The sequence below is a fragment of the Roseateles sp. 22389 genome, from assembly GCF_052044995.1.
Lineage (GTDB): Bacteria > Pseudomonadota > Gammaproteobacteria > Burkholderiales > Burkholderiaceae_C > Roseateles.
The window spans coordinates 1-25,985 of record NZ_JBQEOF010000028.1 but is presented as its reverse complement, the minus strand read 5'-3'; the positions used below and the strand labels follow the sequence as shown (position 1 = coordinate 25,985).

Below are 25,985 nucleotides of genomic sequence, written 5' to 3'. Positions count from 1 at the left end.
GGGGATCCTGCCCCCTGGCGACCGGGTTTGCGACGGAAGGGGAAAAAGCGCGGCTGAGCCGCGCTTTTTTACCCACGGCCTCGCTGGAAGCCCTTGGGGCCGCCACCTAGACTTGTTGCAGGCTGTCGGCTCGCGTGCCGCTCGATGTCTTCATCGCCGGGACATGTCCGGTGAACCGGGCGGGCGATCCGACGGCCCTCGCAGAGACCAGGACCAGAGGACTTCGAGGAGCAGGCCATGGATACCAGACTCTCCCAGGCGTGGCACGGTTGGCGCCTCCACGCGCGCGCCGGTTCGCCGGCCAACGACGAGCGGTCGATGCATCGCTTTTCCGACGGCGCGATGCACACCGCGCTGATGGCGGCGGTCATCGCGGTGGCCGTGATGGCGGTGGTACAGATGATCAACGTCGGCGTCCAGATGTGGCAGCTGGAGCCGGTCGTCGTGCAGGGCAAGGCGCAGAACCTGCCGCTGCCGGCGGCGCCCCAGCCGCTTGAACCGGCGCAGCCCTCGCGCTGACCATCAACCCGGCGCCGACCAGGCGCCGGACTCGCGTCGACCTCGCGCCGGACCGCCGGCGCGCTACATCTGCCGGAACAGATGCAGGTAACTGCGGCTGACCGGCAGCACCTCGGGGCGGGCCTTCAGGTGGAGGTCCGCCGTTTCGTTGGGGCCGCGGGTGACGTGGCTGATCGCATGCAGGTTCACGACCACCGACCGGTGGACTTGCACGAAGCGCTGCGGATCCAGCCGCTCGATCAGTTCGCGGATCGGCGTGCGGATCAGCGCCTCGCCTTCGGCGGTGACCACCAGCGTGTACTTCTCGTCCGAGCGCAGGAACAGGATCTCGTCGACCGGAATCAGCTTCAGCGTCGACCCGACCGAGGCGCGTATCCACTGCAGCGGGCCGGTGTCGGCCGCCAGCGCGCCGCCGGCCGGCACGGAGAGCGCCGGCGCACGCGCCATCCGGCGCGAGAGTTCATCGATCACTGCCTCGAGCGCCGCCGGATGCGCGGCCCCCAGCCCCGGGCGACCGCCGAGCCGCTCCTTCAAGCGCCCGATCGTGTCGGCCAGCCGCGCCTCGTCGACCGGCTTGACGAGGTAGTCGATCGCGCCGCGTTCGAAGGCCTGCAGCGCGTATTCCTCGAAGGCGGTGACGAACACCACCTGCGCCTGACGCGCGATCTGCCGCGCCGCCTCCATGCCGTTGACGCCGGGCATGTGCACATCGAGGAAGGCGATGTCGGGCCGGTGAAGCTCGAACATCTCCACCGCCTCGCGGCCGTTGCGCGCCTGCGCGACGACGCGCAGTTCCGGCCACAGCAGCGCGAGGCTGCGCTGCAGGCTGTCGCGCAGCAGCGGTTCGTCGTCGGCGATCAGGGCGGTCGGCGCGGTCGACACGGGGGAGGCTGCGGCACTCATCTCGTTGCAGGGGTGAAAGTCAGTTCGGCGCGCAGGCCGTGCGGGCGATTCTCGGTGAGCGCCAAGGCTGCGCCCAGGCCGTAGAACAGCGTCAGGCGCTCACGCAGGTTGCGCAGCCCGGTGCCGCTGCCCATCGCCTGCGTCATGCCGACGCCGGTGTCGCTGACCCACAGCCGCACCTGGTCGTCGACGCGCTCGCCGCCGACCTCGATGCGACCGCCCTCCTCACTCGGGTCGATGCCGTGGCGCACCGCGTTCTCGACCAGCGTCAGCAGCGCCATCGGCGGGAAGCGAAGGCTGCCGAGCTCGGGCGGCAGGTCCACGAAGAAGTCCAGTCGGTCCGGCATGCGCAGGTGCATCAACTCGAGGTAGGCGCGCACCAGGCCCAGTTCGTCCGACAACGTGGTGGCGTCGCCCTGCAGGCGCGGCATCGCGGCGCGCAGGTAGGCGATCAGGCTGCGCAGCACCGGCGCCGCCTGCGGCGAGCCGGTTTCCACCAGCGCCCGGACATTGGCCAGGGTGTTGAACAGGAAATGCGGCTCGACCTGGGCCTGCAGCAGCCGCAGCCGGGCGTCCAGCGCCTGGCGTTCCAGCTCGCTGCGCTCCAGTTCGAAGCTGAGCGCCTGGCTGCGGGCTTCGGCATCGCGCTGGCGGTACAGCGCGCCCATGGCCAGCAGCGGGCCGACGACCAGGCCGGAGCCGGCGATCCAGAGGAAGCCGAGCATCCGGGATTCGGACTCGACGAAGCTGGAGAAGTCGCCGCCGACGGCGACCATGTAGACCGCCAGCGTAGCCAGCGGCACGGCGGCCGCGACCACGACCACCTGGAACAGCCAGCGCGCCCACCAGCGCGGCAGCCGGCGCGGCCACTGGCCCGCCGCCGAAAAGGCCAGCAGCGCCAGCATGCCGACGAACATCGTCCGTCCCAGCAGCACCGGGAAGGGCGTGATGAAGATCGGTTGCAGCGCCAGCGCGAAGACAGTGGCCAGCGCGAGCGCCAGCAGGACCCGCTGCGGCGTCAGGTAGGAGACGAAGCCGTGCCAGGCCGGATGCGCCGGTTCGGGCGGGTGGGCGGGAAGGACCGGGGTCGACATGCCCGCACGATAGCGGGGGCGCGGCGGTGAACCAAGGGCGCGGCGGGTCTGGCGCGACGAAGCACGGGTTGAGCCGCTTGAGCCACGGGCGCCGGGCCGGCAATCGCCCGCTCGCGCTGGGCCGCCGGCGCGGCCACGCGGGGGAGCGTGGCGAGGAAGTCCTCGAACAGCGCGTCGGCCTTCATGCGTACATCCCGATGCGGCACATCACCGCTTCCTTGCCTGCGCTGATCGCGAAGCGCAGCGCCTCGGCCGGCGTCGCCCAGCCGTAGCCGCCGGCCAGGTTCTCGTCGCGGAAGGCCTCGCGCTTGTTCAGCGCCGGCGTGCCCTCGACCCGCATCACCACGACCGCCGCCACATAGCCGAACTGGCGCGGGCGCTCGATCGCCCCGGCATAGATGCGGTAGTCCCCGGTCTCGACTTCGGCGAAGTGCATGGCTGACTCCTTGAACGCGCAGCGGCCGGTGAGGCCGCGATGGAGTCAACTTTGCGCGCTGGAACGCGCACTGCCTACCCGACTGAGGAGGGCCCTCGGAAGGGGGAGATCTCGACGAGCCCCCCTTTTGAGCGAAGCGTCCGGCGGATCAGAACTGCTGGTTGGCGATCGCGGTGTACTCGCGCAGCTCGGCGTCGACGACGCGCTTGGGCGGCACGTCCGCCGCGCGCTGGCCCAGGGTCGGATGGACGACGTCGTAGGCCCGGCGCTCGGCCGGCGAGATGACGCCGTTCTGGTCCGAATCGGCCTCGGCGTAGACCAGGTTGGGCACCAGGCTGATCGGCTCGGGGAATTTCTCCGGCTCCTCGGCCGCCAGGGACACGGTCTGCGTCGCGGCGGGCTGGGCGGGCGGCGCGGCGGTCACGGGCTGCGAGGTCGCGGTCTGCACGGCCGTGGCCGGGCCGGTCGCCGCCTGGGCCGGCGCGGCGGCGCCCGATGCCGCCAGGTTCGCTGCCTGCGGCGACAGGCTCACCACGGCGGACGCCTCGGCCTGCGAGGTGGTCGAGGGATCATCGGCTTCGCGCACGCGTGCCGACTGCCCGGTGGTCGCACCGGGACCATTCGATGTCGTTATGTTGTTCAGGGCAGCAATCATGGCGAGCCTCCCAGGAGGTTTCCGCACATTTCGGCCAGCGGACGCCGGGCCCGGAGCGCATTCCGGGTCGAAGCCCCTTCAGGGCATGTTCGGTTTATCGGCGGGCGATCTCCGGACTTTAGGCCTCGATTCAAGGGAATCGCACTTTCTTGATAGGTGAAAACCCTCGGTCTGGCGACGCGCGGGCGCCTGGAGGCTCAAGTCCACTCGTCGGAAACCCCTGCTGCCATCGGTTAAATTTCCACGCATGGGTCTCCGCTCCTTCGCCACCGCTCACATCCCCGGCCTGACGGGCCTGGCCGGTCCCCGGACCGCGCCGGACACGGCCGCCGAGGCGTCGTCCTTCGACGCGCTCGTGGACCGCCTGCATTACCTGCCCAAGGCGGACGTCAAGCGCATCCGGGAGGCCTACAAGTTCGCCGACGAGGCCCACCTGGGCCAGTTCCGCGCCAGCGGCGAGCCCTACATCACCCATCCGATCGCGGTGGCCGGCCTGTGCGCCGACTGGCGCCTGGACGCACAGGCCATCATGGCCGCGCTGATGCATGACGCGATGGAGGACTGCGGCGTCACCAAGACGGAACTGATCGAGCGCTTCGAGGCGCCGACGGCGGAACTGGTCGACGGCCTGACCAAGCTGGACAAGCTGCAGTTCTCGACGCGCGAGGAATCGCAGGCGGAGAGCTTCCGCAAGATGCTGCTGGCGATGGCGCGCGACGTGCGCGTGATCCTGATCAAGCTGGCCGACCGGCTGCACAACATGCGCACGATGCAGCACATGGCCTTCGACAAGCGCCGCCGCATCGCCCGCGAGACCCTGGACATCTACGCGCCGATCGCCCACCGGCTGGGCCTCAACGAGATCTACCGCGAGCTGCAGGAACTCTCCTTCCAGTACATCCATCCCTGGCGCCACGGGGCGCTGGCCAAGGCCGTGACGAAGGCGCGCGGCCACCGCCGCGACCTGGTCGCGCGGATTGAACGCGACGTCCAGAAGGCCTTCTCCGAGGCCAACCTGCGCGTCGAGATCCAGGGCCGCGAGAAGACGCTGTTCAGCATCTACAAGAAGATGCGCGAGAAACACCTGAGCTTCGCGCAGGTCAGCGACATCTTCGGCTTCCGCGTGATCGTGCAGGACCTGCCCCAGTGCTACTGGTCGCTGGGCGTGCTGCACCAGCTCTACAAGCCGCAGCCGGGCAGATTCAAGGACTACATCGCCATCCCCAAGCCCAACGGCTACCAGTCGCTGCACACGACGCTGGTCAGCCCGCTGGGCACGCCGGTGGAATTCCAGATGCGGACCGAGGCGATGCACATGGTCGCCGAGAAGGGTGTTGCCGCGCACTGGCTCTACAAGAGCAAGGGCGACGCCAAGGGCGCGCAGCAGCTGGGCTCGCGCTGGCTGCAGTCGCTGCTGGACATCCAGGACGAGACCCGCGACGCGACCGAGTTCCTGGAGCACGTCAAGATCGACCTGTTCCCCGACGCGGTCTACGTGTTCACGCCCAAGAGCAAGATCATGGCGCTGCCCAAGGGCGCGACGCCGGTGGACTTCGCCTACGCGATCCACTCGGACGTCGGCGACCACTGCGTCGCCGCCAAGGTCAACGGCGAGCCGGTGCCGCTGCGCACCGAGCTGCGCAGCGGCGACGTGATCGAGATCGTGACCGCTGCGGGCGCTCGTCCCAATCCGGCTTGGCTGAGCTTCGTGCGCACCGGACGTGCGCGCTCCAAGATCCGCCATTTCCTGAAGAACCTGGAGCAGGAGGAATCGCGCGAGCTCGGCCACAAGATGCTGGCCCAGGCGCTGCGCGCCGAGGGCCTGGCGCTGCCCAGCCTGAAGGAAGAGGACGAGGCCGCCGCCGCACTGTGGCAGGACCTGGCGCGCTGGGCCGGCAACCGCCATGTCGATGAACTGCTCGTCGAGATCGGCCTGGGTCGCAAGATCGCCACCATCGTGGCCAAGAAGCTGGCGCGCACCCTGTCGGACCAGGGGCAGCGCCCGGACGCGGTGCTGCTGACGATGGGCCGCTTCGCCACCGACGACGCGCCGGCCCAGGGCCAGGTGCTGCTGGACGGCAGCGAAGGCGCGTCGGTGCGGCTGGCCACCTGCTGCCGGCCGATCCCCGGCGACGACATCAAGGGCTACCTGGGCCGCGGCGAGGGCCTGGTGGTGCACACCGCGGAATGCTCGGTGGGCCGGCGGCTGTTCCAACGCGACAGCGAGCACTGGATCGCGGTCGGCTGGGCCGAGGAACTGACGCGCAGCTTCGAGGCCGAGGTCGGCGTGCTGATGCGCAACGGCAAGGGCGTGCTCGCGCAGATCGCGACGGCGGTGAGCAGCGCCGAGGCCGACATCACCCACATCGCCATGAGCGACGACTCGCAGCAGCGGGAGACGGCGGAAATGACGCTGCTGCTCGCGGTGCGCGACCGGCTGCATCTGGCCGACACCCTGCGCACGCTCAAGCGCTCGAGCGCGGTGATGCGGGTCTGGCGCGTCAAGCCCTGATCAAGCGCGGAGCAAGCGCCGCATGCGGGCCTCGAGGCCCGCGCGCCGCTGCCGGCCCGCGGCCTCGAACTCAGGCGCCGGGCTTGGGATAACGGACTTCGACGACCTCGATCGTCTCGACGCCGACCGGCGTGACCAGCTGCAGCTCGTCGCCCTCGCGCGCCTTGAGCAGCGTGCGCGCGATCGGCGACACCCAGCTCACCTCGCCCGCAAGGCTGTCCGCCTCGTCGATGCCCATGATGGTGATGGTGCGCTCTTCCCCCTTGGCATTGGCATAGGTCACCGTCGCGCCGAAGAAGACCTGGTCGCTGCCGTGATGCGCGCTGGGATCGACGACCTCCGCGATGTCCAGCCGCTTGGTCAGGAAGCGCAACCGGCGGTCGATCTCGCGCAAGCGCTTCTTGCCGTAGAGGTAGTCCCCGTTCTCGGAACGATCGCCGTTCTTCGCGGCCCAGGAGACGGTCTCGACGATCTTGGGCCGCTCGACATCGAGCAGTTGCATGAACTCCGCCCGCAAGCGCGCGTAGCCCGCCGGCGTCATGTAGTTGCGGGAGCCCTTGGGCAGCGCCGGCAGCGAGGGGCCGTCGTCCTCGTCGTCGCCCGGGGCGGCGTCGTTTTCCTTGGTGAATGCCTTGCTCATGGGGCTGGATTGTGTCGCCCTTCCACGGCCGCCGCGCGAGGGACGACGGAGCCCCGCGCGCGAACGCGGTATGGTGTCGCGACCCCCATCCCCCCGGAGGCACCGAGGCATGAGCGACACGACGGAAACCGGCAGCGGCGGCCCCTTGGCCGGAGTGAGGATCGTCGAGTTCGCCGGCATCGGGCCGGCGCCTTTCGCGGGGCTGGTGCTGGCGGACTTCGGCGCGACCGTCACCGTGGTGGAGCGGCCCGGCGGCGAGCAGCGTCTTGGCGGCGGCGCCGCGCTGAATCGCGGCAAGCAGGTGGTGCAGGCCGACCTGAAGTCAGCGCTGGGCCTGGCGCGGGTACGGGAGCTGATCGCGCAGGCCGATGCGCTGGTCGAGGGCTTCCGGCCCGGCGTGATGGAGCGGCTGGGGCTGGGTCCCGACACGCTGCTGGCGGCGCATCCGAGGCTGGTCTACGCGCGGCTGACCGGCTGGGGCCAGACCGGCCCGCTCGCGCGCACCGCTGGCCATGACATCAACTACGTAGCGCTCAGCGGGCTGATGCCTTTCGCGGGTCGGCCGGGGCAGGCGCCTGCGCTCCCGGCCACCTTGCTGGGCGACGTCGGCGGCGGTGCGTTGACGATGCTGTTCGGGCTGATGTGCGCACTCTGGGAGTCGCGTCGCTCCGGTCGGGGCCAGGTCGTGGACGCCGCGATCGTCGACGGCGTCGGCTACATGGGGACGCTGATCCAGGCGCTGCGCGCGGGCGGCCGATGGGACGAGGACCCGGAACGCAACTTCTTCCTGCACCGCTCGCATTTCTACGACAGCTTCGAATGCGCCGATGGGCGCTGGTTGTCGCTGGGCGCCATCGAGGCACCCTTCCACCGCGAACTGATGGAGCGCCTGGGCCTGACGCCGGTCCCGGCGCAGGACGATCCGAGCCAGTGGCCGGCGCTGCGCGAGCGGGTGGCGGCGCTGATCCGCGAACAGCCGCTGGCGCATTGGGCGGCGGTGTTCGAGGACAGCGATGCCTGCGTCGCGCCCGTGCTGACGCCGTCCGAGGCGCCCCTGCACCCGCAGCATCAGGCGCGGCGCAACTTCTTCATGCAGGATGGGCTGGCGTGGCCGATGCCGGCACCGAAACTCTCTCGCACGCCGGCGATGCCCGGTCCCGCAGCGGTAGCGACGAATATGCCGCCGGGTTTATCTGACTCGGACGATATTCGCACCGGATAACCGTCCAAGAGTATCCCCGCCGGGTTTCTGGAAAAGTCCTGGCAAAGAAAAAGGCCAGTGTTTTTCAACACTGGCCTTTCGATTTGGCGCGGCTGGCAGGATTCGAACCCACGACCCCTTGGTTCGTAGCCAAGTACTCTATCCAACTGAGCTACAGCCGCTGAAAGACTGCGACTATAGCATGCATTTTTGGAGGTCCGCAAGAATCTCCCCGAAAAATCCTTGGGGCGACCGGTCGCGGTGCCTCAACCCAGACGCGCCGCCGCCTCGAAGCAGCGGGCGCGACGCTCGCCGTCGTCGTCCTGGTCGGCCATCTCCGCCAGGCGCAGCCAGCTGCGGCGGCGCGCGGCGACGGACAGTTCCCGGTCCTCCGCCGCCTGCTCCAGCATCAGGCGCGCCTTGCCCCACAGCTGGCGCTCCGCCAGCGCGTGGCCCAGGGCCAGCGCCATCGTGCCGTCGCGCGGGAAACGCTGCACCGCGCCCTCCAGGCGCTGCAGCCATTCGGGGCCCAGCCCCGGCGTGCACAGCACCAGCGCCTCGGCCAGGGCCTGGCGCTCATCGGCGCCCTGCTCCGTGATCGCTTCCCAGAACGGACGCAGCCAGCCACGGCCATCCTCGGGCGCGCCCAGGGCCGCCGCGCAGTTCGCCGCACGCGCGGCGACGAACACATCGCGCCGGTCCGATGCATCCAGCTGCTGCCAGACGGCGCGCAGCTGATCGATGTCGCGTGCGGTCTCCAGCGCCTCGCAGGCCAGCGAGCGCAACAGCCCCTGGGCCGCCGACTTCGAGAAGCCCTGGTGCTTGGCCAGCAGGCGCGCGGTGCGCAGCGCCTCCAGCGGCTGATGCGCCAGCCGGCTGCCCTGCAGCTTCAGCCGCAGCGCCTGGGTGCGGCGCGCCACGCCGGGAGTCAGTTCGCCCAGCAGGCCGAGCGCGCGCGGCGCGTCCCGGTCGTCGAGCGCCCATTCGGCCGCCAGCAGCCGGGCGCCCTCTTCCTGCACCCGCGCGCCGGCCGAGGTCGCCGCCACCTGCAGCGCCTGGCGCAGGTGCTCGTCGCGATTGCGCCGATCCTGCAGCTTGTGCGCGCTCTGCGCGGCCACCAGGTGCGCCAGCGCCATGAACGCACCGTCCTGCGCCAGGTCCGGCGTCTGCGACTGGATGTTGAGCGCGCGTTGCGCCGCCTTCTGGGCGCGGCTGTAGCGCGCGCCGAAGTACTCGGCCCAGGCCTCGCGCAGCGCGACCTGCGCGCTGCGCTCCCGCTGGGCCATGCGCCAGAGCCGCGCGCGCTTGGGCAGCGTCAGCAACGCATCCAGCGTCTGCATCAGCGTCATCAGCGCGAAGCAGCCCGCCACCAGCAGCAGCAGGAACAGGTTGAGCGACAGGTCCATCCGCCAGCCGCGCCAGTAGAAACTGGCCAGGCCGTCGTTGTTGCCCAGCGTCAGCGCCGCGACCACGGCCGCGACGAACAGCAGCACAAGCCAGATCACCATCCGCATGGCGATCTCCTCAGCGGGCCACCGCGCTCAGCGCGGCAAGCGTGTCGTCGGGCCGCGGCACGCTGACCTGGCGGGACTGCCCCTGCACCTGGCGCAGCAGCTCCACCGTCTGGGACAGCTTGCGCGAACGCGCGTCGAAGTAGCGGTCCAGCATCGCCTGCGCCTCGCGCAGGTCGACCTGCGCGGTGTCGAACTGGCGGCTCAGCAGCGCCAGGCGGGCGTTGAGCAATCTGAGCTTGAGGTTCTCGCGCAGGAAGAAGGCCTGCTCCGGCGCGATCAGGGCCGCCTCCGGATGATCGATGCGCGTCACGCGCAGCAGCCCGCGGGCCTCGCGCCAGACTTCGCCCGACAAGTGGGTCCAGCGCTCGCCGGCCTGGTCCCACAGGCGCGACCACCAGCCCGGCTCGCCGTCGGCGGCGGCGAGCGACGCCGAGGACGCCGGCCGGCGCGCCGCGACCGGCTTCACCGCCGCCGCGCTGGCCGACGCCTGCGGCGGCGTCGCGCCTTCACGGCCGGGCTGGGCCACGGCCAGCAGCGGCAGGTCGTCGACCTGGCGCACCACCTCGTCGAGCTTGATCGTCAGCGTCGAGACGTCGACGACGCTGACCGCCTTGATCCGTTCCAGGTCCCGCGTGACGGCGCGGCGCACGCCCTCCAGGCGCGGCTGCTTGTAGCGCGCCAGCCGCTCGTCGGCCTGGCGCAGCGCGGCCACCAGCGGCTCGGCGCTGCCGGTGATCGTGCCCTGCTGCATCGCGACCCGCAGCGAGGCCTCGATGTCGCCGACGACGTTCTCGTCGCGCGACTGGTTCATCGACTGCATCAGCCCCTCGAGCTGCTCGCGCTGCACCGCCACCTCGGCCAGCCGCGCGTCGAGCAGCGCGACCTTGGCGGCGGTGTCGCGGCTCAGGTCCTGGGCCTGGCGCGCCTGGTCGCGGGCGATGTTGGCCTCGCTCTGGCTGCTGTCCTGGCGCCGGACGAGTTCCTGTTCGACCTGCTTGAGCCGCTGCTGGCTCTGCCAGGCCAGGCCGAGGGCCAGCAGGGCCACGAGGCCGACGCCGGCCACGACGGCCTGGGTCAGCGTGGCGCCGGATTGCCGGACGGGCTTGTGGGGCGACGAAACGTCGGCCGCTGGGGTGTTGGTCTCGCTCACGTCGGCGATTCTAGGGTGGACCCTGACAGCATCCGGAACCCGGCCGCGACGGCCGCCGCGTCGGGTCGCACCAAAACCACATGCCCCACGCCGAGGGCCCGCGCGCGCGCGGCGATCCGCTCATGGGTCGCGAGCGCCCGCACCCGTCCCCAGTCGGCGGGCATGGGCAGGGGGTCGGACGGGGGGGCGGCGGGCTCGCGCGTCCCCTGTTCGAGGGAATCCAGGTGGCCGATGGCCTCCGAGCTGCTGAAGAGCCAGACATGGCGGTCCGGCGCCTCGATCGCCTCGCGCAGCAGGCGGCGCCCCGGCGCATCGAGGACGGGACAGGCGCGGCGGTAGACACTCACGGCCGACACCGCCGCGCCGGCTTCGCGGAGGCGGTCGCCGAGCCATTCCCGCCCGCCATCGCCGCGCACCAGCAGCGCCCGGCGGCCGGTCCAGTCCGCGCCGGCGACGCGGCACAGCTCCGGCCAGAGATGTTCCGAATCCAGGCTGTCCGCCTCGGCCGGCGGCTGGACGATGCGGGCCTCGGGCACGCCGCGCTCGACCAGCGCGCGCGCGCTGCCGGGGCCCACCGTGGCGGCCCAGGTGCGGTCGGGCCATGCGTCCTGGCCGCCGTCCGCGCGGCGTCGATCGAAAAAATGCTCGACGGCATTGGGGCTGACGAACATCGCCAGGTCCGTCGCCGGCAGCGCCGACCACGCCTGCGCCAGGCCGGCAGGATCGGCGGCGGGGGCGATGTCGATCAGCGGCAGCGAGGCGGTGGGCACATCCAGCGCCGCCATCCGCCGGACCCAGTCGTCGGCCTGGGCCCGGGGACGGGTCAACAGCAGTCGGACCGGGGCGACCTCGCCCGGCATCAGGCGTCCTTCAGGTACTCGGCGGCGCCCCGCTCGCGCAGCGCGTTCGCGGCGGCGACGCCCAAGCCCTCGGCCTGGCCCAGGTCGGACACGGTCGCGGCCGTCTCCGCCCGCAGCAGGGCCCGCTCCGGCTGGGTCGGGTGCCCCAGGGCGGCGGACAGCGTCAGCCGGCCGTCAGCCGCCCAGACCGCGTGCGCGGCCAGCGGCATCGAGCAACTGCCGCCGAGCTCGCGCGACACCGCGCGTTCGGCGGCCGCGGCCAGCCAGGTGGGCGCGTGCGCCAGGGCGGCCAGGTGCTCGGCCAGCGGCGCCTGCCCGGCGCGGATCTCGATGCCCAGCGCGCCCTGTCCGGCGCACGGAATCATCTCGTCGACGCCGAAGTACTGGCGGATCCGGCCCTCGAGTTGCAGGCGCTTGAGGCCGGCGGCGGCCAGGACGATCGCATCGTACTGGCCCTCGTCGAGCTTGCGCAGCCGCGTGTCGAGGTTGCCGCGCACCGGCTCGATGCGCAGGTCCGGCCGCATGTTCTTGAGCTGCGTCACGCGGCGCAGGCTGGAGGTGCCGACGCAGGCGCCCTGCGGCAGCGCGGCGAGGCTGTCGTACTTCGAGGACACCAGCGCGTCGCGCGGATCCTCGCGCTCCAGCACCGCGGCGAGCACGAAGCCCGCCGGCAGCTCCATCGGCACGTCCTTGAGCGAGTGCACCGCGAGCTGGGCGCGACCGTCCTCCAGCGCCGTTTCCAGCTCCTTGACGAACAGGCCCTTGCCGCCGACCTTGGACAGCGTGCGATCCAGGATCTGGTCGCCTCGGGTGGTCATGCCCAGCAGCCGCACCGCCAGCCCCCGTGCGCGCAGCAGGGCCTGCACATGTTCGGCCTGCCACAACGCCAGCCGGCTCTCGCGCGTGGCGATCACGAATTCTTGGTTCATGGGGCGGGATGCTAGCCGAGCAGGCACGGCCTTCCTCCCCGCCCCCGGGGACCACCGCTTGCCGCGAAGCGTCGCTTGCGCGATCCCGGAGCGAGTCGCGGCGTCCGCGCCACGCCGCCGTGCGGGCCGCGCACGGAGAAACTGCTAAAGTGAACCGGAGGTAACTCCGTTACATCACCAGTCTCCGCTCACCCCTCCGGTCTCTGACGAACTCCTGACGCCACCATGCCCGCCAGTACCGCTTCCCGCCCCGCCCGCCCGGCCGCCCGTGCCGCCGCCAAGCCGGCCTCGACCCCGCGGGCCAAGGCCGCCGCCACGCCCGCCTCGAAGAAGGCCGAGAAGGCCGGCAACGCCAAGGCCACCACGCGCTCGATCCAGATCGTCAAGGACAAGAACCAGCCGCTGATGGACGACATCCGCCTGCTGGGCCGCATCCTGGGCGAGGTGATCCGGGAGCAGGAGGGCCGCGAGGCCTACGAACTGGTGGAGCGCGTGCGGCAGCTGTCGGTGGCGTTCCGCCTGAAGCGGGATGCGCAGGCCGGCAAGCAGATGGACAAGCTGCTCAAGAGCCTCTCGGGCGAGCAGACGGTCAGCGTGATACGCGCCTTCAGCTACTTCTCCCACCTGGCCAACATCGCCGAGGACCGCCACCACGTGCGCCGCCGCGAGGTGCACGACCGCGACGGCTCGCTGCAGCCCGGCTCGCTCGCCTATGCGCTGGAGCGGCTCTTCGACGCCGGCGTGCGGCCGGCCGAGGTCGCGCGCACGCTGGAGAACGGCTTCGTGTCGCCGGTGCTGACGGCCCATCCGACCGAGGTGCAGCGCAAGAGCATCCTGGACGCGGAGCGGGCGATCGCCGAGCTGGTCGGCGCCCGCGACCGGTTGCACACCGAGCGCGAGAAGGCCGCCAACGAGCACCTGATCCGCGCCCGCGTCACGCAGCTGTGGCAGACGCGCATGCTGCGCTACTCGAAGCTGACCGTCGCCGACGAGATCGAGAACGCGCTGAGCTACTACCACGCGACCTTCCTGCGCGAGATCCCCAAGCTCTACACCGAGCTCGAGGAGGCGCTGCCCGGCGAGGAGGTGGCGCCCTTCCTGCGCATGGGCCAGTGGATCGGCGGCGACCGCGACGGCAATCCCAACGTCACCGCCGAGACGATGCGGCTGGCGCTGCGCCGCCAGAGCGAGCTGGCGCTGCGCCACTACCTGACCGAGCTGCACGAGCTGGGCGCGGAACTGTCGATCTCGCTGCGGCTGGCAGGCGTCACGCCGGCGATGCAGGCGCTGGCCGAGCGCAGCCCCGACCAGAACGAGCACCGCATGGACGAGCCCTACCGGCGCGCGCTGACCGGCATGTATGCGCGGCTGGCCGCGACGCTGCAGGCCTTGACCGGCACCGAGGCGCTGCGCCACGCGGTCGCGCCGCAGGACCCGTACCTGACGCCCGAGGACCTGCTGGCGGACCTGCGCGTGATCCAGTCCTCGCTGGAAAGCCACCATGCCCATGCGCTGATCGCGCCGCGGCTCAAGCCGCTGATGCGCGCGGTGCAGGTCTTCGGCTTCCACCTGGCCACCCTGGACCTGCGCCAGAGCAGCGACCAGCATGAGCTCACCGTCGTCGAGCTGCTCAAGACCGCGCGCGTCTGCGAGAACTATTCGGCGCTGGGCGAGATGGAGCGCCGCGCGCTGCTGGTGGACCTGCTCAACCAGACGCGCCCGCTGCGCGTGCTGGGCGCCGACTACAGCGAGCGCACCCTGGGCGAGCTGGCGATCTTCGAGACCGCGCGCGAGTCGCTCAAGCGCTTCGGCCGCGAGGCGCTGCGCCACTACATCATTTCGCACACCGAGGACGTCAGCGACCTGCTCGAGGTGCAGCTGCTGCTCAAGGAAGTCGGGCTGCTGCGCGGCACGCTCGATGGCGAGGCGGTCAGCGACCTGATCGTCGTGCCGCTGTTCGAGACCATCGCCGACCTGCGCAACGCGCCCGGCATCATGCGCGGCTTCTACGAGCTGCCCGGCATGGCGGCGCTGGTGCGCCGCTCCGGCGGCGAGCAGGACATCATGCTGGGCTACTCCGACTCCAACAAGGATGGCGGCGTGTTCACCAGCAGCTGGGAGCTCTACCGCGCGGAGATCGCGCTGGTGCAGCTGTTCGACGAGTTGCGCGCCCAGGGGCCGCTGACGCTGCGCCTGTTCCATGGTCGCGGCGGCACGGTCGGCCGCGGCGGCGGCCCGAGCTACCAGGCCATCCTGGCCCAGCCGCCCGGCACGGTGAACGGCCAGATCCGCCTGACCGAGCAGGGCGAGGTCATCAACTCCAAGTACGCCAATCCGGAGATCGGCCGGCGCAACCTGGAGACGCTGGTCGCCGCGACGCTGGAGGCCACGCTGCTGCATCCGACCAAGCCGGCGCCCAAGGCCTTCATGGACGCGGCGCAGGCGCTGTCCGACAGCAGCTTCGCGGCCTATCGCGGCCTGGTCTACGACACGCCGGGCTTTGCCGACTTCTTCTTCGCGACGACCCCGATCCGCGAGATCGCCGAGCTCAACATCGGCTCGCGGCCGGCGTCGCGCAAGGCGACCCGCGCGATCGAGGACCTGCGCGCCATTCCCTGGGGCTTCAGCTGGGGCCAGTCGCGCATCACGCTGCCGGGCTGGTGCGGCTTCGGCTCGGGCATCCAGGAGTTCCTGGGCAAGGACAAGGCGGGCCGCGACGAGAAGCTCGCGCTGCTCAAGCGCATGTACAAGCAGTGGCCCTTCTTCCGCACCCTGCTGTCCAACCTGGACATGGTGCTGGCCAAGGCCGACCTGGACATCGCCCGCCGCTACCTGGAGCTGGTGGAGGACAAGCGCCTGGGCAAGAAGATCTTCGGCGCGATCGAGGCCGAGTTCGCCCGCACCGAGGCGGCGCTGGCGCTGATCACCGGCGAGAACGACCGGCTCGCGGCCAACCCGGCGCTGGCGCGCTCCATCGAGCACCGCTTCCCCTACATCGATCCGCTGAACCACCTGCAGGTCGAGCTGATGCGCCGCTACCGCGCCATCCCGGCCGAGAAGCGCGCCGAGGACCCGCGGCTGGAACGCGTGCAGCGCGGCATCCACCTGTCGATCAACGGCATCGCGGCGGGGCTGCGCAACACCGGCTGAGGATCGCCTCAGCGCTGGCCNCGCCTCCCGCACCGCGGCGACCTGGCGGCGCGACACGGCCAGCCATTCGTTGACGTGGGCGATGCGGACCGCCCAGCCGAGTTCGCCGCCGTTGTCGCCGTCGCCATCCGCCGGCCCGTCGGTGGGCACGTGGCGCTCGAGCTCGCGCACCGCCGCCTTCGCGACCAGCGCATTGCGGTGCACGCGCAGGAAGCGGTCGCCCAGGCGCTGCTCCAGCTCGCTCAGGGATCCGTCCATCACATGGCTCTGCGTGGCGGTGCGCAGCGTCAGGTACTTGAGCTCGGCCTTGAAGTAGAGGACCTCGGCCAGCGGCACCCGCAGCAGGCGGCCGCGTTCGGTGATGTTGATGACGGGCGCCTCGGCGGCCGGCGTCGCGCCCGGGCCGTGCGGCGCGCCCGCCTCGCGCGCCTTCGCGGCCGCGCGTTCGTCCAGGCGCTGCGCCGCCCGCGCGAGGCTGGCCTGCAGCCGCTCGCGCCGCACCGGCTTGGTCAGGTAGTCCAGCGCCTCCAGCTCGAAGGCCTGCAGCGCGTGCTGCGCATGGGCCGTCACGAACACGATCGCCGGCGCGAAGGGCCGGCCGCGCAGCGTCTGCGCCAGGCCCAGGCCGTCCAGGCCCGGCATCTGCACGTCGAGCAGGATCAGGTCGCAGGCATGGTCCTTGAGCCAGGCCAGCGCCTGCTCGCCGCTGCCGGCTTCGGCGGCGACCTCGGCGCGCGGCTCCTCGTTGGCCTCGACCAGGCCCCGCAGCCGCAGCCGCGCCAGCGGCTCGTCATCGACGATCAAGACCCTCAGCGGCGGATGCGTCAGCATGTCTTCCTTCCCTGTCCTCGTTCCCGTTCCGGTTCAGCGCCGGTCGTGTGAGCGCGTCATCGCGTCGTCGCTGCGCCCGTCATCGCGGCATCACGATGCGCACGACGAAGCGGCCCTCGCCCGGCCCGGCCTCCAGCCGTGCCGCCACGTCGTGCATCAGGCGCAGCCGCTGCCGCACGTTGCGCAGCGCCAGGCCATGCCCCTGGGCGCGCGACGGCAACCCGACCGTGTTGACGACGCGGATCTCGACCTCGCTGCCGCGCGCGCGGGTCACGATGTCGACGTCGCCACCCTGGTCGTTGGGCTCGATCCCGTGACGCACCGCGTTCTCCACCAGCGGCTGCAGCAGCAGCGGCGGCACGCGCGCGTCGGCCGCATGCGGATCGAGCTGCCAGTGCACGCGCAGGCGGTCGCCGAAACGCAGTTGCTCGATCGCGAGGTAGCGCCGCGCCAGCTCGACCTCCTGGTCCAGGCGCACGCCCTCGGCCGTCGGGCCGGCGTCCGCCAGCGCGACGCGGAACAGCTCGGCCAGGTCCTCCAGCACCTCCTCGGCGCGGTTGGGATCGACGCGCACCAGCGCGATCGCCGTGTTCAGCGTGTTGAAGAGGAAGTGCGGCCGGATCCGCGATTGCAGCTCGACCAGCCGGGCCAGCGCGTCGGCCGGCGCCTGGGCGCGCTCGCGCAGCTTCAGCCAGCCCAGCAGCACGCCGGCCGCGAGCCCGCCGGTGAGCGCCGCGGCCACGCGCGGCAAGGCGCCCAGATGCCCCAGTTCCACCGCCTCCAGCAGCAGCGCGCCGCCGTGGGCGCAGGCGGCCCCCAGCGCGATCGGCAGCGTCCATTGCGCCCACTCCGGCAGCCGCGCCAGCAGCCGCTTGGCGGCGCACACGATCAGCAGCCAGGCCAGCACCGCGCTCAAGGCGGCGACGGACGCGCCGCCCATGGCCCAGGCCCATTGCGCCAGCGTCTCCGACATCAGCGCCAGTCCGAGCGACAGCACCAGCTGCACGCCCAGCACCGCGCGCAGCACCAGGCCGACATGGCAGACGTCGAAGCGGCGCTGGGCATCGATCAGCCGCGGCGCCTCGGCCGTGCGCGCGTCCAGGCGGGTCTCCTCCCAGGCGGGCTGCGAGGGCAGTGGCTGGGTGCTCATCGGCTGGGTGCTCGCCGGCTGCGTCGAGGCGTCGCGTGCGTTGCGCGCGTTTTGCGACGGGTCGGCCGGGCGTCGCGGCGCGTCGCCCGACGTCCGTCCGCTGCTTGCCTTGCTGGCCATCGGCTCCTCCCGTCCCCGCACTGTCCTTGCCCTCTGCCTGCGCCCGGGCGCCGGGATGGCGCCCCGGGTCCTTGGAGCGCCTGGATGGCGTCCCTGCCCGCCCATGGGCGACCGGATGGCGCCCCCTTTAGAATCGGCGGCTCATTCTCTCCCAGGCGTCCGGCCGCGACCAATGCGGGCCCGCCCGGGGCGCCGCGAAGTCGTAACGCCTTGCAAGCCGATGTCCTCCTCCCCTGCTGACTCCCTGGCCGACGGCCAACCCGCCGACAACCAGCTCGCCAACAAGTCGCAAGCCTGGTCCGCCCTCTTCTCCGAGCCGATGAGCGAGCTGGTCAAGCGCTACACCGCCAGCGTCGACTTCGACAAGCGCCTGTGGGCCGCGGACATCCAGGGCTCGCTCGCCCACGCCGACATGCTGGCCGCGCAGGGCATCATCGGCGCCGACGATCTGGCCGCGATCCAGAAGGGCATGGCGCAGATCCGCGAGGAGATCGCGTCGGGCCGCTTCGAATGGAAGCTGGACCTGGAGGACGTGCACCTGAACATCGAGGCGCGCCTGACCGAGCTGGTCGGCCTGGCCGGCAAGCGGCTGCACACCGGCCGCAGCCGCAACGACCAGGTCGCCACCGACGTGCGGCTGTGGCTGCGCGGCGAGATCGACACGCTGGTGGGCCTGCTGGGCGAGCTGCAGCGGGTGCTGGTCGAGCAGGCCGAGCGCCATGCCGACGTGATCCTGCCCGGCTTCACCCACCTGCAGGTGGCGCAGCCGGTGGCCTTCGGGCATCACCTGCTGGCCTACGTCGAGATGTTCGCGCGCGACGCGGAGCGCCTCGTCGACGCGCGCAAGCGCGTGAACCGCCTGCCGCTGGGCGCCGCCGCGCTGGCCGGCACCAGCTACCCGCTGGACCGCGAGCGCGTCGCGCGCACGCTGGGCATGGAAGGCGTCGCGCAGAACAGCCTGGACGCCGTCAGCGACCGCGACTTCGCGATCGAATTCAGCGCCGCCGCGGCGCTGATCATGGTGCACATCTCGCGCCTGTCGGAGGAGCTGATCCTGTGGATGAGCCAGGCCTTCGGCTTCATCGCGCTGCCGGACCGCTTCTGCACCGGGTCGAGCATCATGCCGCAGAAGAAGAACCCGGACGTGCCCGAACTGGCACGCGGCAAGAGCGGCCGCGTGGTGGGCCACCTGATGGGCCTGATCACGCTGATGAAGGGCCAGCCGCTGGCCTACAACAAGGACAACCAGGAAGACAAGGAGCCGCTGTTCGACACCGTCGACACGCTCAACGACACGCTGCGCATCTTCGCGGAGATGATGGCCGGCCTGACGGTCAAGCCCGAGGCGATGGAACGCGCGGCCCTCAAGGGCTACGCGACGGCGACCGACCTGGCGGACTACCTGGTCAAGAAGGGCCTGGCCTTCCGCGACGCCCACGAGGTCGTCGCCCATGCGGTGAAGACCGCGCAGGCGCAGGGCATCGACCTGTCGGCGCTGCCGCTGGACGCGCTGCGCCAGTTCGACGCCCGCATCGGCGAGGACGTCTACGAGGTGCTGTCGCTGCAGGGCTCGCTGAACGCGCGCAACATCCTGGGCGGCACCGCGCCGGCGCAGGTGCGCGCGCAGGTCGCGCGCCATCGCGAGCGCCTGGGCGCGGCCGTCGCCGCGAAGGGCTGACCGATGAGCACGCTGGCCTGGACCGACGAGCTGGTGCTCAATCAGCCGGAGCTCGACCACACGCACGAGGAATTCGTCGCGCTGCTGAACCACTATGGCGACGCGCTCGATGGCGGCGAAGACGCGCTGCCCGCGTTCAAGGCGCTGCTGGCGCACACCGAGGAGCACTTCGCGATGGAGGAGCGCTGGATGGCGGCCACCGGCTTCGAGCCGGAGAACTGCCACAGCAGCCAGCATGCGATGGTACTGAACGTGATGCGCGAGGTGGTGCGCTATGCCGAGGACCTCGGCGACCGCGAGCCGCTGGGCATCGTGCGCACCGAGCTCTCGCAGTGGTTCCCCGGTCATGCGGAGATGATGGACGCGGCGCTGGTCTACACGATGCAGCAGCGCGGCTTCGATCCGAAGACCGGCGAATGCCGCGATCCGATCCGCCCCGCGGCCGAAGCGACGGACGCGGTCTCAGCTTGCGGCTCGACGTCCTGCGGCCACTGAACCGCCCTTGCTGAAGGGCGGCTCCGGCCCTGCTGACAGCGCCTGTCAGCCGGCGCCGCCACAATCCGCCGCATGGCCGAGCCGACGCCCGCCCTGCCCGATCGCTTGATCGCCCACCTGGACATGGACGCGTTCTACGCGTCCGTGGAGCTGCTGCGTTATCCGGAGCTCAAGGGACTGCCGGTGGTGGTCGGCGGACGGCGCGCCCACACGCCGCAGGAACGCCCCGACGGCACGCGCGAGTTCTTCAAGCTGGCCGACTACACCGGCCGCGGCGTCGTGACGACCTCGACCTACGCGGCGCGCGCGCTGGGCGTGTTCTCGGCGATGGGACTGATGAAGGCGGCGCTGCGCGCCCCGCAGGCGATCCTGCTGCCGGCCGACTTCGATTCGTATCGCCATTACTCGCGGCTGTTCAAGGCGGCGGTGCGCGAGATCGCGCCGGTCATCGAGGACCGCGGCATCGACGAGATCTACATCGACCTGACCGACGTGCCGGGCGCGCGCGAGCCGGTCGGCCACGATCCCCTGGGCGGCGTGCGGGCGGTGGCGCGGGAGATCAAGAACTCGGTGCAGAGCGCCACCGGGCTGACCTGCTCGATTGGCGTGACGCCCAACAAGCTGCTGTCCAAGATCGCGTCGGAGCTGGACAAGCCCGACGGGCTGACGCTGGTGACGATGGCCGATCTGCCGACGCGGATCTGGCCGCTGCCGGCGCGACGGATCAACGGCATCGGCCCCAAGGCCGGCGAGAAGCTCGAGGCGCTGGGCCTGCACACGATCGGGGAACTCGCGGCCGCGCCGCTGGAGCTGCTGCAACAGCATTTCGGCCCCGGCTACAGCGCCTGGCTGCACCAGGCGGCCTGGGGCCTGGACGACCGGCCGGTGGTCACGCACAGCGAGCCGGTCTCCATCAGCCGCGAGACCACCTTCGAGCGCGACCTGCACGCGCGTCGCGACCGGCCGGAGCTGTCGCGCATCTTCACGGCGCTGTGCGAGCAACTGGCCTCGGACCTGCAGCGCAAGGGCTACCTGGGCCGCACCATCGGCATCAAGCTGCGCTTCGAGGGCTTCCGCACGGTGACGCGCGACCTGACGCTGGATCAGCCGGTGCAGGACGCCGCGGCCATCCGGCACGCGGCGGGGCTGTGCCTCAAGCGGGTGGACCTGAGCCAGCGGCTGCGCCTGCTGGGCGTGCGCGTGGGCAAGCTGAGCCGCCCCGGGGAGATCGAGCCGGCCCGGCGCGGTCGCACCGGCGCCGCCAGCAAGCCGGAGGATCCCCGGCCGCGGCCGGAGAACCTCAACCTCTTCGGCTGATCAGGCGGTGGGCAGGCGCCAGAGCCAGAGCCCGACCGCGAGGCAGCACACCGCCGGCAGCCAGGGCAGCACCGGCATCACCGCCCAGGAGATCGCGGAGCTCAGGGCCATCATTCCCCAGGCCAGTTGCTTGGCCCGCAGCGGCACGGCGCGACGCGCGCGCCACTGGACGACCATCGGCCCGAAGCGCGGATGAGCGAGCAGCCAGGCCTCGCAGCGCGCCGAGCCTCGCGCGAAGCAGAACGCGGCCAGCAACACGAAAGGCGTGGTGGGCAGCAACGGCAGGAAGATGCCGATCACGCCGAGCAGCAGGCTCAGCGCGCCGCCGATCAACCAGGGCAGGCGGCGCCACAGTGCGGCTTGCTCGAGCGCGCTGGTCGTCGCGTCATCGGCGACGACAGCATCCACGGCTTCAGGAGCCTCGGTCGGGCGCTCGGGATCGACGGCTTGGGACATCGCGCGACTGTAGCGGCGACGCGCGGCGGCCGGTGCGGCGGCCGCTCAAGTCCGCTGGCGAGGCGGGACCTCCGGCGGCTACAGTCGCCGCCATGAGCGATGCCCCCAGCGACTCCCCGCGCCTGCCCTCACTCGACGGCCTGCTGGCCTTCGAGGCCGCCGCGCGCCTGGGCAGCCTGGAACGCGCCGCCGAGACGCTGCACGTCAGCGCCAGCGCCGTCGGCAAGCGCATCGCGACGCTGGAGGAGCGCCTAGGCCTGCCCTTGATGACGCGCCAGCCGCTGCGCCTGACGGCGGCGGGCAAGGAATACCTCGCGCAGGTGCGCACCGCGCTCGCGCTGCTGGCGGCCGTGCCGCTGCACCAGCGCGAGCGGCCACGCGTCACGCGCCTGAGCGTCAGCAGCCCGCCGACCTTCGCGCGGCAGGTGCTGGTGCCGGCGCTGCCCGGCTTCGCGGCCGCGCATCCCGATGTCGAGCTCGAGCTGCTGCTGTCGACGCCCTACCTGGATCAACCCGCGCCGCCCGCGGAGGTCGAGATCTTCGCCGGCACGGTGCCCGCCGGCGGCGAGGTCCTGCTGGACGACATCGTCACGCCGATGGCGGCGCCGGCGCTGCTCGCGCGGCTCGGCACGATCGAGACGCCGGCGGACCTGGCCTCTGCCCCGCTGCTGCGCACGCCGCTGCAGCCGTGGCAGCCCTGGCTGCGCGCCGCGGGGCTCGATTGGCCGGAGCCCGCGCAGGGCACGCGCTTCGTGGACCTGGGATTGACGCTGGAAGCGGCCGCCTGCGGCCAGGGCGTCGTGCTGGGCCGGCCGAGCCTGGCCGCCACCGCGCTGCGCAGCGGCGCGCTCAAGCGGCTGTTCGACCTGGCCGTGCCGGCCGCCATGCCCTATGGCCTGGTGCGCCATGGCGACGGCGAGGCGGCCCGTGTGTTCTCGCGCTGGCTGGTCCGGCATTGCGAGGCGCTGAGCGCCGACGCGCACCCGGCCTGACGCTCACGCCCAGGAAATCCCTGACCGATCCGGAACGATCTTCCGGCGCGCGCGTCCAAACTTTCCGGCCGGGCCAGCGGTGGCTCGCCTAGCATCCGGCGCATGAGCGTCATCACCTGCATCGAAGACCTGCGCCTGCTCGCGCAGCAGCGCGTCCCGCGGATGTTCTACGACTACGCGGACTCCGGCTCCTGGACCGAGAGCACCTATCGGGCCAACGAGTCGGACTTCCAGTCGATCAAGCTGCGCCAGCGCGTGGCAGTCAACATGGAAGGCCGCAGCACCGCCGCGACGATGATCGGCCGCCCGGTCGCGATGCCGGTGGCGATCGCGCCGACCGGGCTGACCGGCATGCAGCATGCGGACGGCGAGATCCTCGCCGCCCAGGCAGCCGAGGCCTTCGGCGTGCCGTTCACGCTGTCGACGATGAGCATCTGCTCGATCGAGGACGTGGCGGCGAACACGACGGCGCCGTTCTGGTTCCAGCTCTACGTGATGCGCGATCGCGGCTTCATCAACAGCCTCATCGACCGCGCCAAGGCCGCGAAGTGCGAGGCGCTGGTGCTGACGCTGGACCTGCAGATCCTGGGCCAGCGGCACAAGGACCTGAAGAACGGCCTGTCCGCGCCGCCCAAGCTGACGCTGCCCAACCTGATCAACATGGCGACCAAGCCGCGCTGGTGCCTGGGCATGCTGGGCACGCCCAGACGCCAGTTCGGCAACATCGTCGGGCATGTGAAGGGCGTGGGGGACATGGGCTCGCTGTCCGAGTGGACGGCCAAGCAATTCGATCCGCAGCTGAGCTGGGACGACGTGCAGTGGATCCGCGAGCGCTGGGGCGGCAAGCTGATCCTCAAGGGCATCATCGACGAGGAGGACGCGAAGCTCGCCGCCGCCACCGGCGCCGATGCGCTGATCGTCAGCAACCACGGCGGCCGGCAGCTCGATGGCGCGGAGTCCAGCATCCGCGCGCTGCCCCGCATCGTGGACGTGGTCGGCGACCGCATCGAGGTCCACATGGACGGCGGGATCCGCTCGGGGCAGGACGTGCTCAAGGCCTGGGCGCTGGGGGCGCGCGGCACCTACATCGGCCGCGCGTTCCTGTATGGCCTGGGCGCGATGGGCCGGCCCGGCGTGACGAAGGCGCTGGAGATCATCCACCGCGAGCTGGACCTGACGATGGCCTTCTGCGGCCATCGCGAGCTGCGCGGTGTGGATCGGAGCATCCTGCGTTAGAACGGGAACATGCGCCCGGTGCCGTTGTCGTCGTACAGGACGGACGGGTTGGAAGCCGTCGCACTGACCAGCACGACGTCGGGGTTCGTGAAGTCCCCGGTCGCTTCCCAATCGATCAGGATGGCCGCCTTCCCCTGATGGGTGCCGCGCTGGAAACGTTGCTCGCGCTCAAGGAAGAATCGATCCTTGTCCAATCCCAGGGACCTCAGATCGAGGGTGTCTATGGCGTGGAGATCCACGTCGAACACGCCCTTGATGCCCGAGGAAAAGACAAAGGTGTCGAACCCATCGCCGGAGATCATGGCTCCGCCCCCGTTCGGCGCGGTCAACACGTCATTCCCGGACGTTCCCATGACCACCTGCGTGGCCAGGATCTCCCCGCCTTGCACCTGCACGTGCTTCATGCCGCTTGCCGTCGTCCCCGCGGCCAGGTTGCCGGCCTTGTCGCTGAAGACCACGCGGTAGTAGCCATCGCCAAGCCCTGTCAGCGCTGACAACTCGACGCGGCCGCCGGAGGCGGAGACATCGACGCGTCGGCACTCGTCGGGCGAGAGCGCATCGAGCGCAGCCATGGATGAGGTGTCGGCCGCATAGGCAGACACGACATAAGCGAAGCCCTCTTCCGAGGCATCGAACTCGGCCTTCGACCCCGCCGCGGGCATCCTGATCGTCGGCGCCTCGACTTGCGTGTCCTTGTGGACCGTGATCGAGCTGTAGGCGCCCAGGTTTCCGACGCGATCGATCTGCGCGACCGTCACCGTGTTCAGCCCCTCGGCCAGCGCGCTGCCAGCGATGGCCTGGCCCGTGCCCGTCGTCCAGGTGGTGCCGCCGTCGAGGCTGTACTTCCACGTGGCGCCGCCTTCCAGCCGCGAGAGTTTGATGCTCGCATCGCTGGTCCGGCCGTCGCCGGCCACGCCGGTGTCGTTCAGCAGGGAGAGGTCGACCGCGTCGGGCGCTGTCGTGTCGAGCGTGAAGTCGAAGCTCACCGTCGCCGATTCATTGCCGGCCGAGTCGACCTGCTTGACGAGGATGGTCTTGGGGCCGTCCGAAGCGAATCCCGGCAGGTGGAAGAAGCCGGTGTCGGCGTGGGTCTCATAGACGTACCACTGTCCCTCCTTGAACACGTGGATCTTGCTGCCGACTTCCAGCCCGGACAGGCTCAGGTCGGCGCGGCCGGTGAGCGGGTCGCCCGGATTGCCGGCGTCGTAGCGGAGCGCAACCTGAGGCGTGGCCGGGGCGGTCTTGTCGATGGTGAAGGTGAAGGTGGATTCGACGCTCTTGTTGCCGGCGACGTCGGTCTGACGCACGCGGACCGTGTGCGAGGCATTGGCGTAGCCGGGGTCCGCGATGGTGCCTCCGGAACCCACCTGCCAATCGCCACCATCGATGCTGTATTCCCAGCGCGCCCCCTTTTCGAGGCCGCTCACGTTGAGGATGCCGCTGTTGGTGAGGCCGTCGCCGGCGGTGCCGGAATCGGTCGCCAGCGACAGCTTGGGGGCCTCGACGACGGTGTCCTTTTCAACAAGAACGGTCGACGACGCGCTGTTCCCTGCCAGGTCGGTCTGCCGAATGACGAGGATGTTGTGACCTTCGTTCAGCACGCTGCCCGGGATCTTCGGCTCGGTGCCTTCTGTCCAGGTGCGTCCGTTGTCCAGGCTGTACGCCCAGGTCGCGCCGCTTTCGATCTGCCCCACGTTCACCCAGCCAGCGTCGTTGATCGCGCCGCCCGTGCTGGTGGTCACGGTGGGCTCATCGACCTTGAGGTCCTTGCTCACCGTGATCGCGTTGATGGCTTCGTTGCCCGCGGCATCGGCCTGCTTGACGATGACTGTGTTGTCGCCTTCGTTCAGTTCAGCGCCGGAGATCGCGCCACCCGTGCCCGGCTTCCACGTCTGACCGCCATCGGTGGAGAACTCCCACTTGCCGTTGTTCTCGATGCCGGAGACCGTGACCGAGCCGGTGTTGTTGATCGAACCGGTGCCGGTGCTCGTCCCAACGATCGGCTTGTCGATCAGGGTGTCCTTCACCACCGTGATGGTGGCGGTGGCGACGTTTCCTGCGGCGTCCGTCTGCTTGACGGTGACCGTGTTGTCACCCTCCTTCAGTTCTGCGCCCGAGATCGCGCCGCCCGTGCCCGGCTTCCACGT

At 71.0% G+C, this 25,985-nt stretch carries 20 protein-coding genes, 1 tRNA gene and 2 pseudogenes; 9 read left to right on the top strand and 14 right to left on the bottom strand.

Going from position 1 to position 25,985, the window contains the following annotated elements:
* Nucleotides 1-237 precede the first annotated feature (237 nt).
* Nucleotides 238-519, top strand: a complete 282-nt coding sequence (locus tag ACTJKJ_RS25580) for a hypothetical protein (RefSeq protein WP_440822957.1) — start codon at nucleotides 238-240, stop codon at nucleotides 517-519.
* Between the two features lie 63 nt (nucleotides 520-582).
* Here the strand turns inward: ACTJKJ_RS25580 and ACTJKJ_RS25575 are convergent, their stop codons facing one another.
* From ACTJKJ_RS25575 to ACTJKJ_RS25560, 4 genes are all read right to left on the bottom strand, one after another.
* Entirely contained in the window at nucleotides 583-1,401 is an 819-nt protein-coding gene (locus ACTJKJ_RS25575) for a LytR/AlgR family response regulator transcription factor (RefSeq protein WP_297385762.1), read from the bottom strand.
* Nucleotides 1,402-1,418: 17 nt separating this feature from the next.
* Nucleotides 1,419-2,516, bottom strand: coding sequence for a sensor histidine kinase (locus tag ACTJKJ_RS25570; RefSeq protein WP_183492166.1), 1,098 nt, complete (start codon nucleotides 2,514-2,516; stop codon nucleotides 1,419-1,421).
* Nucleotides 2,517-2,697: 181 nt separating this feature from the next.
* A complete protein-coding gene (locus ACTJKJ_RS25565) occupies nucleotides 2,698-2,952 on the bottom strand; it encodes a hypothetical protein (RefSeq protein WP_091732496.1) in 255 nt (84 codons plus the stop codon).
* Nucleotides 2,953-3,100: 148 nt separating this feature from the next.
* Entirely contained in the window at nucleotides 3,101-3,607 is a 507-nt protein-coding gene (locus ACTJKJ_RS25560; RefSeq protein WP_440822954.1) for a hypothetical protein, read from the bottom strand.
* A 247-nt stretch (nucleotides 3,608-3,854) separates the two neighbouring features.
* Here ACTJKJ_RS25560 and ACTJKJ_RS25555 point away from each other — a divergent pair, with 247 nt between their 5' ends.
* Complete coding sequence (locus tag ACTJKJ_RS25555; protein WP_091732489.1) at nucleotides 3,855-6,119, top strand: RelA/SpoT family protein; 2,265 nt, start codon at nucleotides 3,855-3,857, stop codon at nucleotides 6,117-6,119.
* A 70-nt stretch (nucleotides 6,120-6,189) separates the two neighbouring features.
* On the opposite strand, the gene greB is transcribed toward ACTJKJ_RS25555, so the two are convergent.
* Nucleotides 6,190-6,759 (bottom strand): transcription elongation factor GreB, encoded by a 570-nt coding sequence (greB, locus tag ACTJKJ_RS25550; RefSeq protein ID WP_440822952.1) that lies wholly within the window; start codon nucleotides 6,757-6,759, stop codon nucleotides 6,190-6,192.
* A 109-nt stretch (nucleotides 6,760-6,868) separates the two neighbouring features.
* Here greB and ACTJKJ_RS25545 point away from each other — a divergent pair, with 109 nt between their 5' ends.
* Complete coding sequence (locus tag ACTJKJ_RS25545) at nucleotides 6,869-7,981, top strand: CaiB/BaiF CoA transferase family protein (protein WP_440822950.1); 1,113 nt, start codon at nucleotides 6,869-6,871, stop codon at nucleotides 7,979-7,981.
* Between the two features lie 84 nt (nucleotides 7,982-8,065).
* On the opposite strand, the gene ACTJKJ_RS25540 is transcribed toward ACTJKJ_RS25545, so the two are convergent.
* From ACTJKJ_RS25540 to hemC, 5 genes are all read right to left on the bottom strand, one after another.
* Nucleotides 8,066-8,142: transfer RNA gene (locus ACTJKJ_RS25540), tRNA-Arg, on the bottom strand.
* Between the two features lie 84 nt (nucleotides 8,143-8,226).
* The gene (locus tag ACTJKJ_RS25535) at nucleotides 8,227-9,474 is read right to left on the bottom strand and encodes a heme biosynthesis HemY N-terminal domain-containing protein (RefSeq protein WP_183492170.1); all 1,248 of its coding nucleotides are present in this window, start codon (nucleotides 9,472-9,474) and stop codon (nucleotides 8,227-8,229) included.
* A 10-nt stretch (nucleotides 9,475-9,484) separates the two neighbouring features.
* Entirely contained in the window at nucleotides 9,485-10,624 is a 1,140-nt protein-coding gene (locus ACTJKJ_RS25530; protein WP_440822948.1) for a uroporphyrinogen-III C-methyltransferase, read from the bottom strand.
* A complete protein-coding gene (locus ACTJKJ_RS25525; protein ID WP_440822946.1) occupies nucleotides 10,621-11,484 on the bottom strand; it encodes a uroporphyrinogen-III synthase in 864 nt (287 codons plus the stop codon). The genes ACTJKJ_RS25530 and ACTJKJ_RS25525 overlap by 4 nt, the downstream gene beginning before the upstream one ends.
* Nucleotides 11,484-12,413, bottom strand: coding sequence for a hydroxymethylbilane synthase (hemC, locus tag ACTJKJ_RS25520; RefSeq protein WP_440822944.1), 930 nt, complete (start codon nucleotides 12,411-12,413; stop codon nucleotides 11,484-11,486). Before hemC ends, ACTJKJ_RS25525 begins: the two co-directional genes overlap by 1 nt.
* Nucleotides 12,414-12,818: 405 nt before the next feature.
* On the opposite strand from hemC, the gene ppc reads away from it, so the two are divergent.
* A complete protein-coding gene (gene ppc / locus ACTJKJ_RS25515) occupies nucleotides 12,819-15,563 on the top strand; it encodes a phosphoenolpyruvate carboxylase (protein WP_440823003.1) in 2,745 nt (914 codons plus the stop codon).
* A gap of 213 nt (nucleotides 15,564-15,776) precedes the next feature.
* Here the strand turns inward: ppc and ACTJKJ_RS25510 are convergent.
* Nucleotides 15,777-16,394 (bottom strand): annotated as a pseudogene (locus ACTJKJ_RS25510) (LytR/AlgR family response regulator transcription factor); the annotation flags it as partial.
* A 79-nt stretch (nucleotides 16,395-16,473) separates the two neighbouring features.
* Nucleotides 16,474-17,664: a sensor histidine kinase gene (locus ACTJKJ_RS25505; RefSeq protein WP_440822942.1), complete on the bottom strand. Its 1,191-nt coding sequence runs from the start codon at nucleotides 17,662-17,664 to the stop codon at nucleotides 16,474-16,476.
* Nucleotides 17,665-17,884: 220 nt separating this feature from the next.
* On the opposite strand from ACTJKJ_RS25505, the gene argH reads away from it, so the two are divergent.
* From argH to dinB, 3 genes are all read left to right on the top strand, one after another.
* Nucleotides 17,885-19,342 (top strand): argininosuccinate lyase, encoded by a 1,458-nt coding sequence (gene argH, locus ACTJKJ_RS25500; RefSeq protein ID WP_440822940.1) that lies wholly within the window; start codon nucleotides 17,885-17,887, stop codon nucleotides 19,340-19,342.
* Nucleotides 19,343-19,345: 3 nt separating this feature from the next.
* Entirely contained in the window at nucleotides 19,346-19,837 is a 492-nt protein-coding gene (locus ACTJKJ_RS25495) for a hemerythrin domain-containing protein (protein ID WP_440822938.1), read from the top strand.
* 72 nt (nucleotides 19,838-19,909) lie between these two features.
* Entirely contained in the window at nucleotides 19,910-21,154 is a 1,245-nt protein-coding gene (gene dinB, locus ACTJKJ_RS25490) for a DNA polymerase IV (RefSeq protein ID WP_440822936.1), read from the top strand.
* Here the strand turns inward: dinB and ACTJKJ_RS25485 are convergent, their stop codons facing one another.
* Nucleotides 21,155-21,610 carry a YbaN family protein gene (locus tag ACTJKJ_RS25485; protein ID WP_440822934.1) on the bottom strand — a complete coding sequence of 152 codons (456 nt, stop codon included), beginning with the start codon at nucleotides 21,608-21,610 and terminating at the stop codon, nucleotides 21,155-21,157.
* Between the two features lie 92 nt (nucleotides 21,611-21,702).
* On the opposite strand from ACTJKJ_RS25485, the gene ACTJKJ_RS25480 reads away from it, so the two are divergent.
* Both ACTJKJ_RS25480 and ACTJKJ_RS25475 read left to right on the top strand, forming a co-directional pair.
* Nucleotides 21,703-22,602: a LysR family transcriptional regulator gene (locus tag ACTJKJ_RS25480; RefSeq protein WP_440822932.1), complete on the top strand. Its 900-nt coding sequence runs from the start codon at nucleotides 21,703-21,705 to the stop codon at nucleotides 22,600-22,602.
* Nucleotides 22,603-22,704: 102 nt separating this feature from the next.
* Nucleotides 22,705-23,838: an alpha-hydroxy acid oxidase gene (locus tag ACTJKJ_RS25475; RefSeq protein WP_440822930.1), complete on the top strand. Its 1,134-nt coding sequence runs from the start codon at nucleotides 22,705-22,707 to the stop codon at nucleotides 23,836-23,838.
* Here the strand turns inward: ACTJKJ_RS25475 and ACTJKJ_RS25470 are convergent.
* A pseudogene (locus tag ACTJKJ_RS25470) lies at nucleotides 23,835-25,985 on the bottom strand (hypothetical protein); the annotation flags it as partial. The gene ACTJKJ_RS25475 and the pseudogene ACTJKJ_RS25470 sit on opposite strands and share 4 nt — an antisense overlap.

Excerpts from the sequence above, each read along its gene's own strand:
- ACTJKJ_RS25555 (WP_091732489.1), top strand. The coding sequence starts at position 3,855 with ATGGGTCTCCGCTCCTTCGCCACCGCTCACATCCCCGGCCTGACGGGC.
- ACTJKJ_RS25580 (WP_440822957.1), top strand. The coding sequence starts at position 238 with ATGGATACCAGACTCTCCCAGGCGTGGCACGGTTGGCGCCTCCACGCG.
- greB (WP_440822952.1), bottom strand. The coding sequence starts at position 6,759 with ATGAGCAAGGCATTCACCAAGGAAAACGACGCCGCCCCGGGCGACGAC.
- ACTJKJ_RS25475 (WP_440822930.1), top strand. The coding sequence starts at position 22,705 with ATGAGCGTCATCACCTGCATCGAAGACCTGCGCCTGCTCGCGCAGCAG.
- ACTJKJ_RS25535 (WP_183492170.1), bottom strand. The coding sequence starts at position 9,474 with ATGCGGATGGTGATCTGGCTTGTGCTGCTGTTCGTCGCGGCCGTGGTC.
- ppc (WP_440823003.1), top strand. The coding sequence starts at position 12,819 with ATGGACGACATCCGCCTGCTGGGCCGCATCCTGGGCGAGGTGATCCGG.
- ACTJKJ_RS25565 (WP_091732496.1), bottom strand. The coding sequence starts at position 2,952 with ATGCACTTCGCCGAAGTCGAGACCGGGGACTACCGCATCTATGCCGGG.
- ACTJKJ_RS25525 (WP_440822946.1), bottom strand. The coding sequence starts at position 11,484 with ATGCCGGGCGAGGTCGCCCCGGTCCGACTGCTGTTGACCCGTCCCCGG.
- dinB (WP_440822936.1), top strand. The coding sequence starts at position 19,910 with ATGGCCGAGCCGACGCCCGCCCTGCCCGATCGCTTGATCGCCCACCTG.
- hemC (WP_440822944.1), bottom strand. The coding sequence starts at position 12,413 with ATGAACCAAGAATTCGTGATCGCCACGCGCGAGAGCCGGCTGGCGTTG.
- ACTJKJ_RS25545 (WP_440822950.1), top strand. The coding sequence starts at position 6,869 with ATGAGCGACACGACGGAAACCGGCAGCGGCGGCCCCTTGGCCGGAGTG.
- ACTJKJ_RS25480 (WP_440822932.1), top strand. The coding sequence starts at position 21,703 with ATGAGCGATGCCCCCAGCGACTCCCCGCGCCTGCCCTCACTCGACGGC.
- ACTJKJ_RS25485 (WP_440822934.1), bottom strand. The coding sequence starts at position 21,610 with ATGTCCCAAGCCGTCGATCCCGAGCGCCCGACCGAGGCTCCTGAAGCC.
- ACTJKJ_RS25570 (WP_183492166.1), bottom strand. The coding sequence starts at position 2,516 with ATGTCGACCCCGGTCCTTCCCGCCCACCCGCCCGAACCGGCGCATCCG.
- ACTJKJ_RS25495 (WP_440822938.1), top strand. The coding sequence starts at position 19,346 with ATGAGCACGCTGGCCTGGACCGACGAGCTGGTGCTCAATCAGCCGGAG.
- ACTJKJ_RS25560 (WP_440822954.1), bottom strand. The coding sequence starts at position 3,607 with ATGATTGCTGCCCTGAACAACATAACGACATCGAATGGTCCCGGTGCG.
- ACTJKJ_RS25505 (WP_440822942.1), bottom strand. The coding sequence starts at position 17,664 with ATGGCCAGCAAGGCAAGCAGCGGACGGACGTCGGGCGACGCGCCGCGA.
- argH (WP_440822940.1), top strand. The coding sequence starts at position 17,885 with ATGTCCTCCTCCCCTGCTGACTCCCTGGCCGACGGCCAACCCGCCGAC.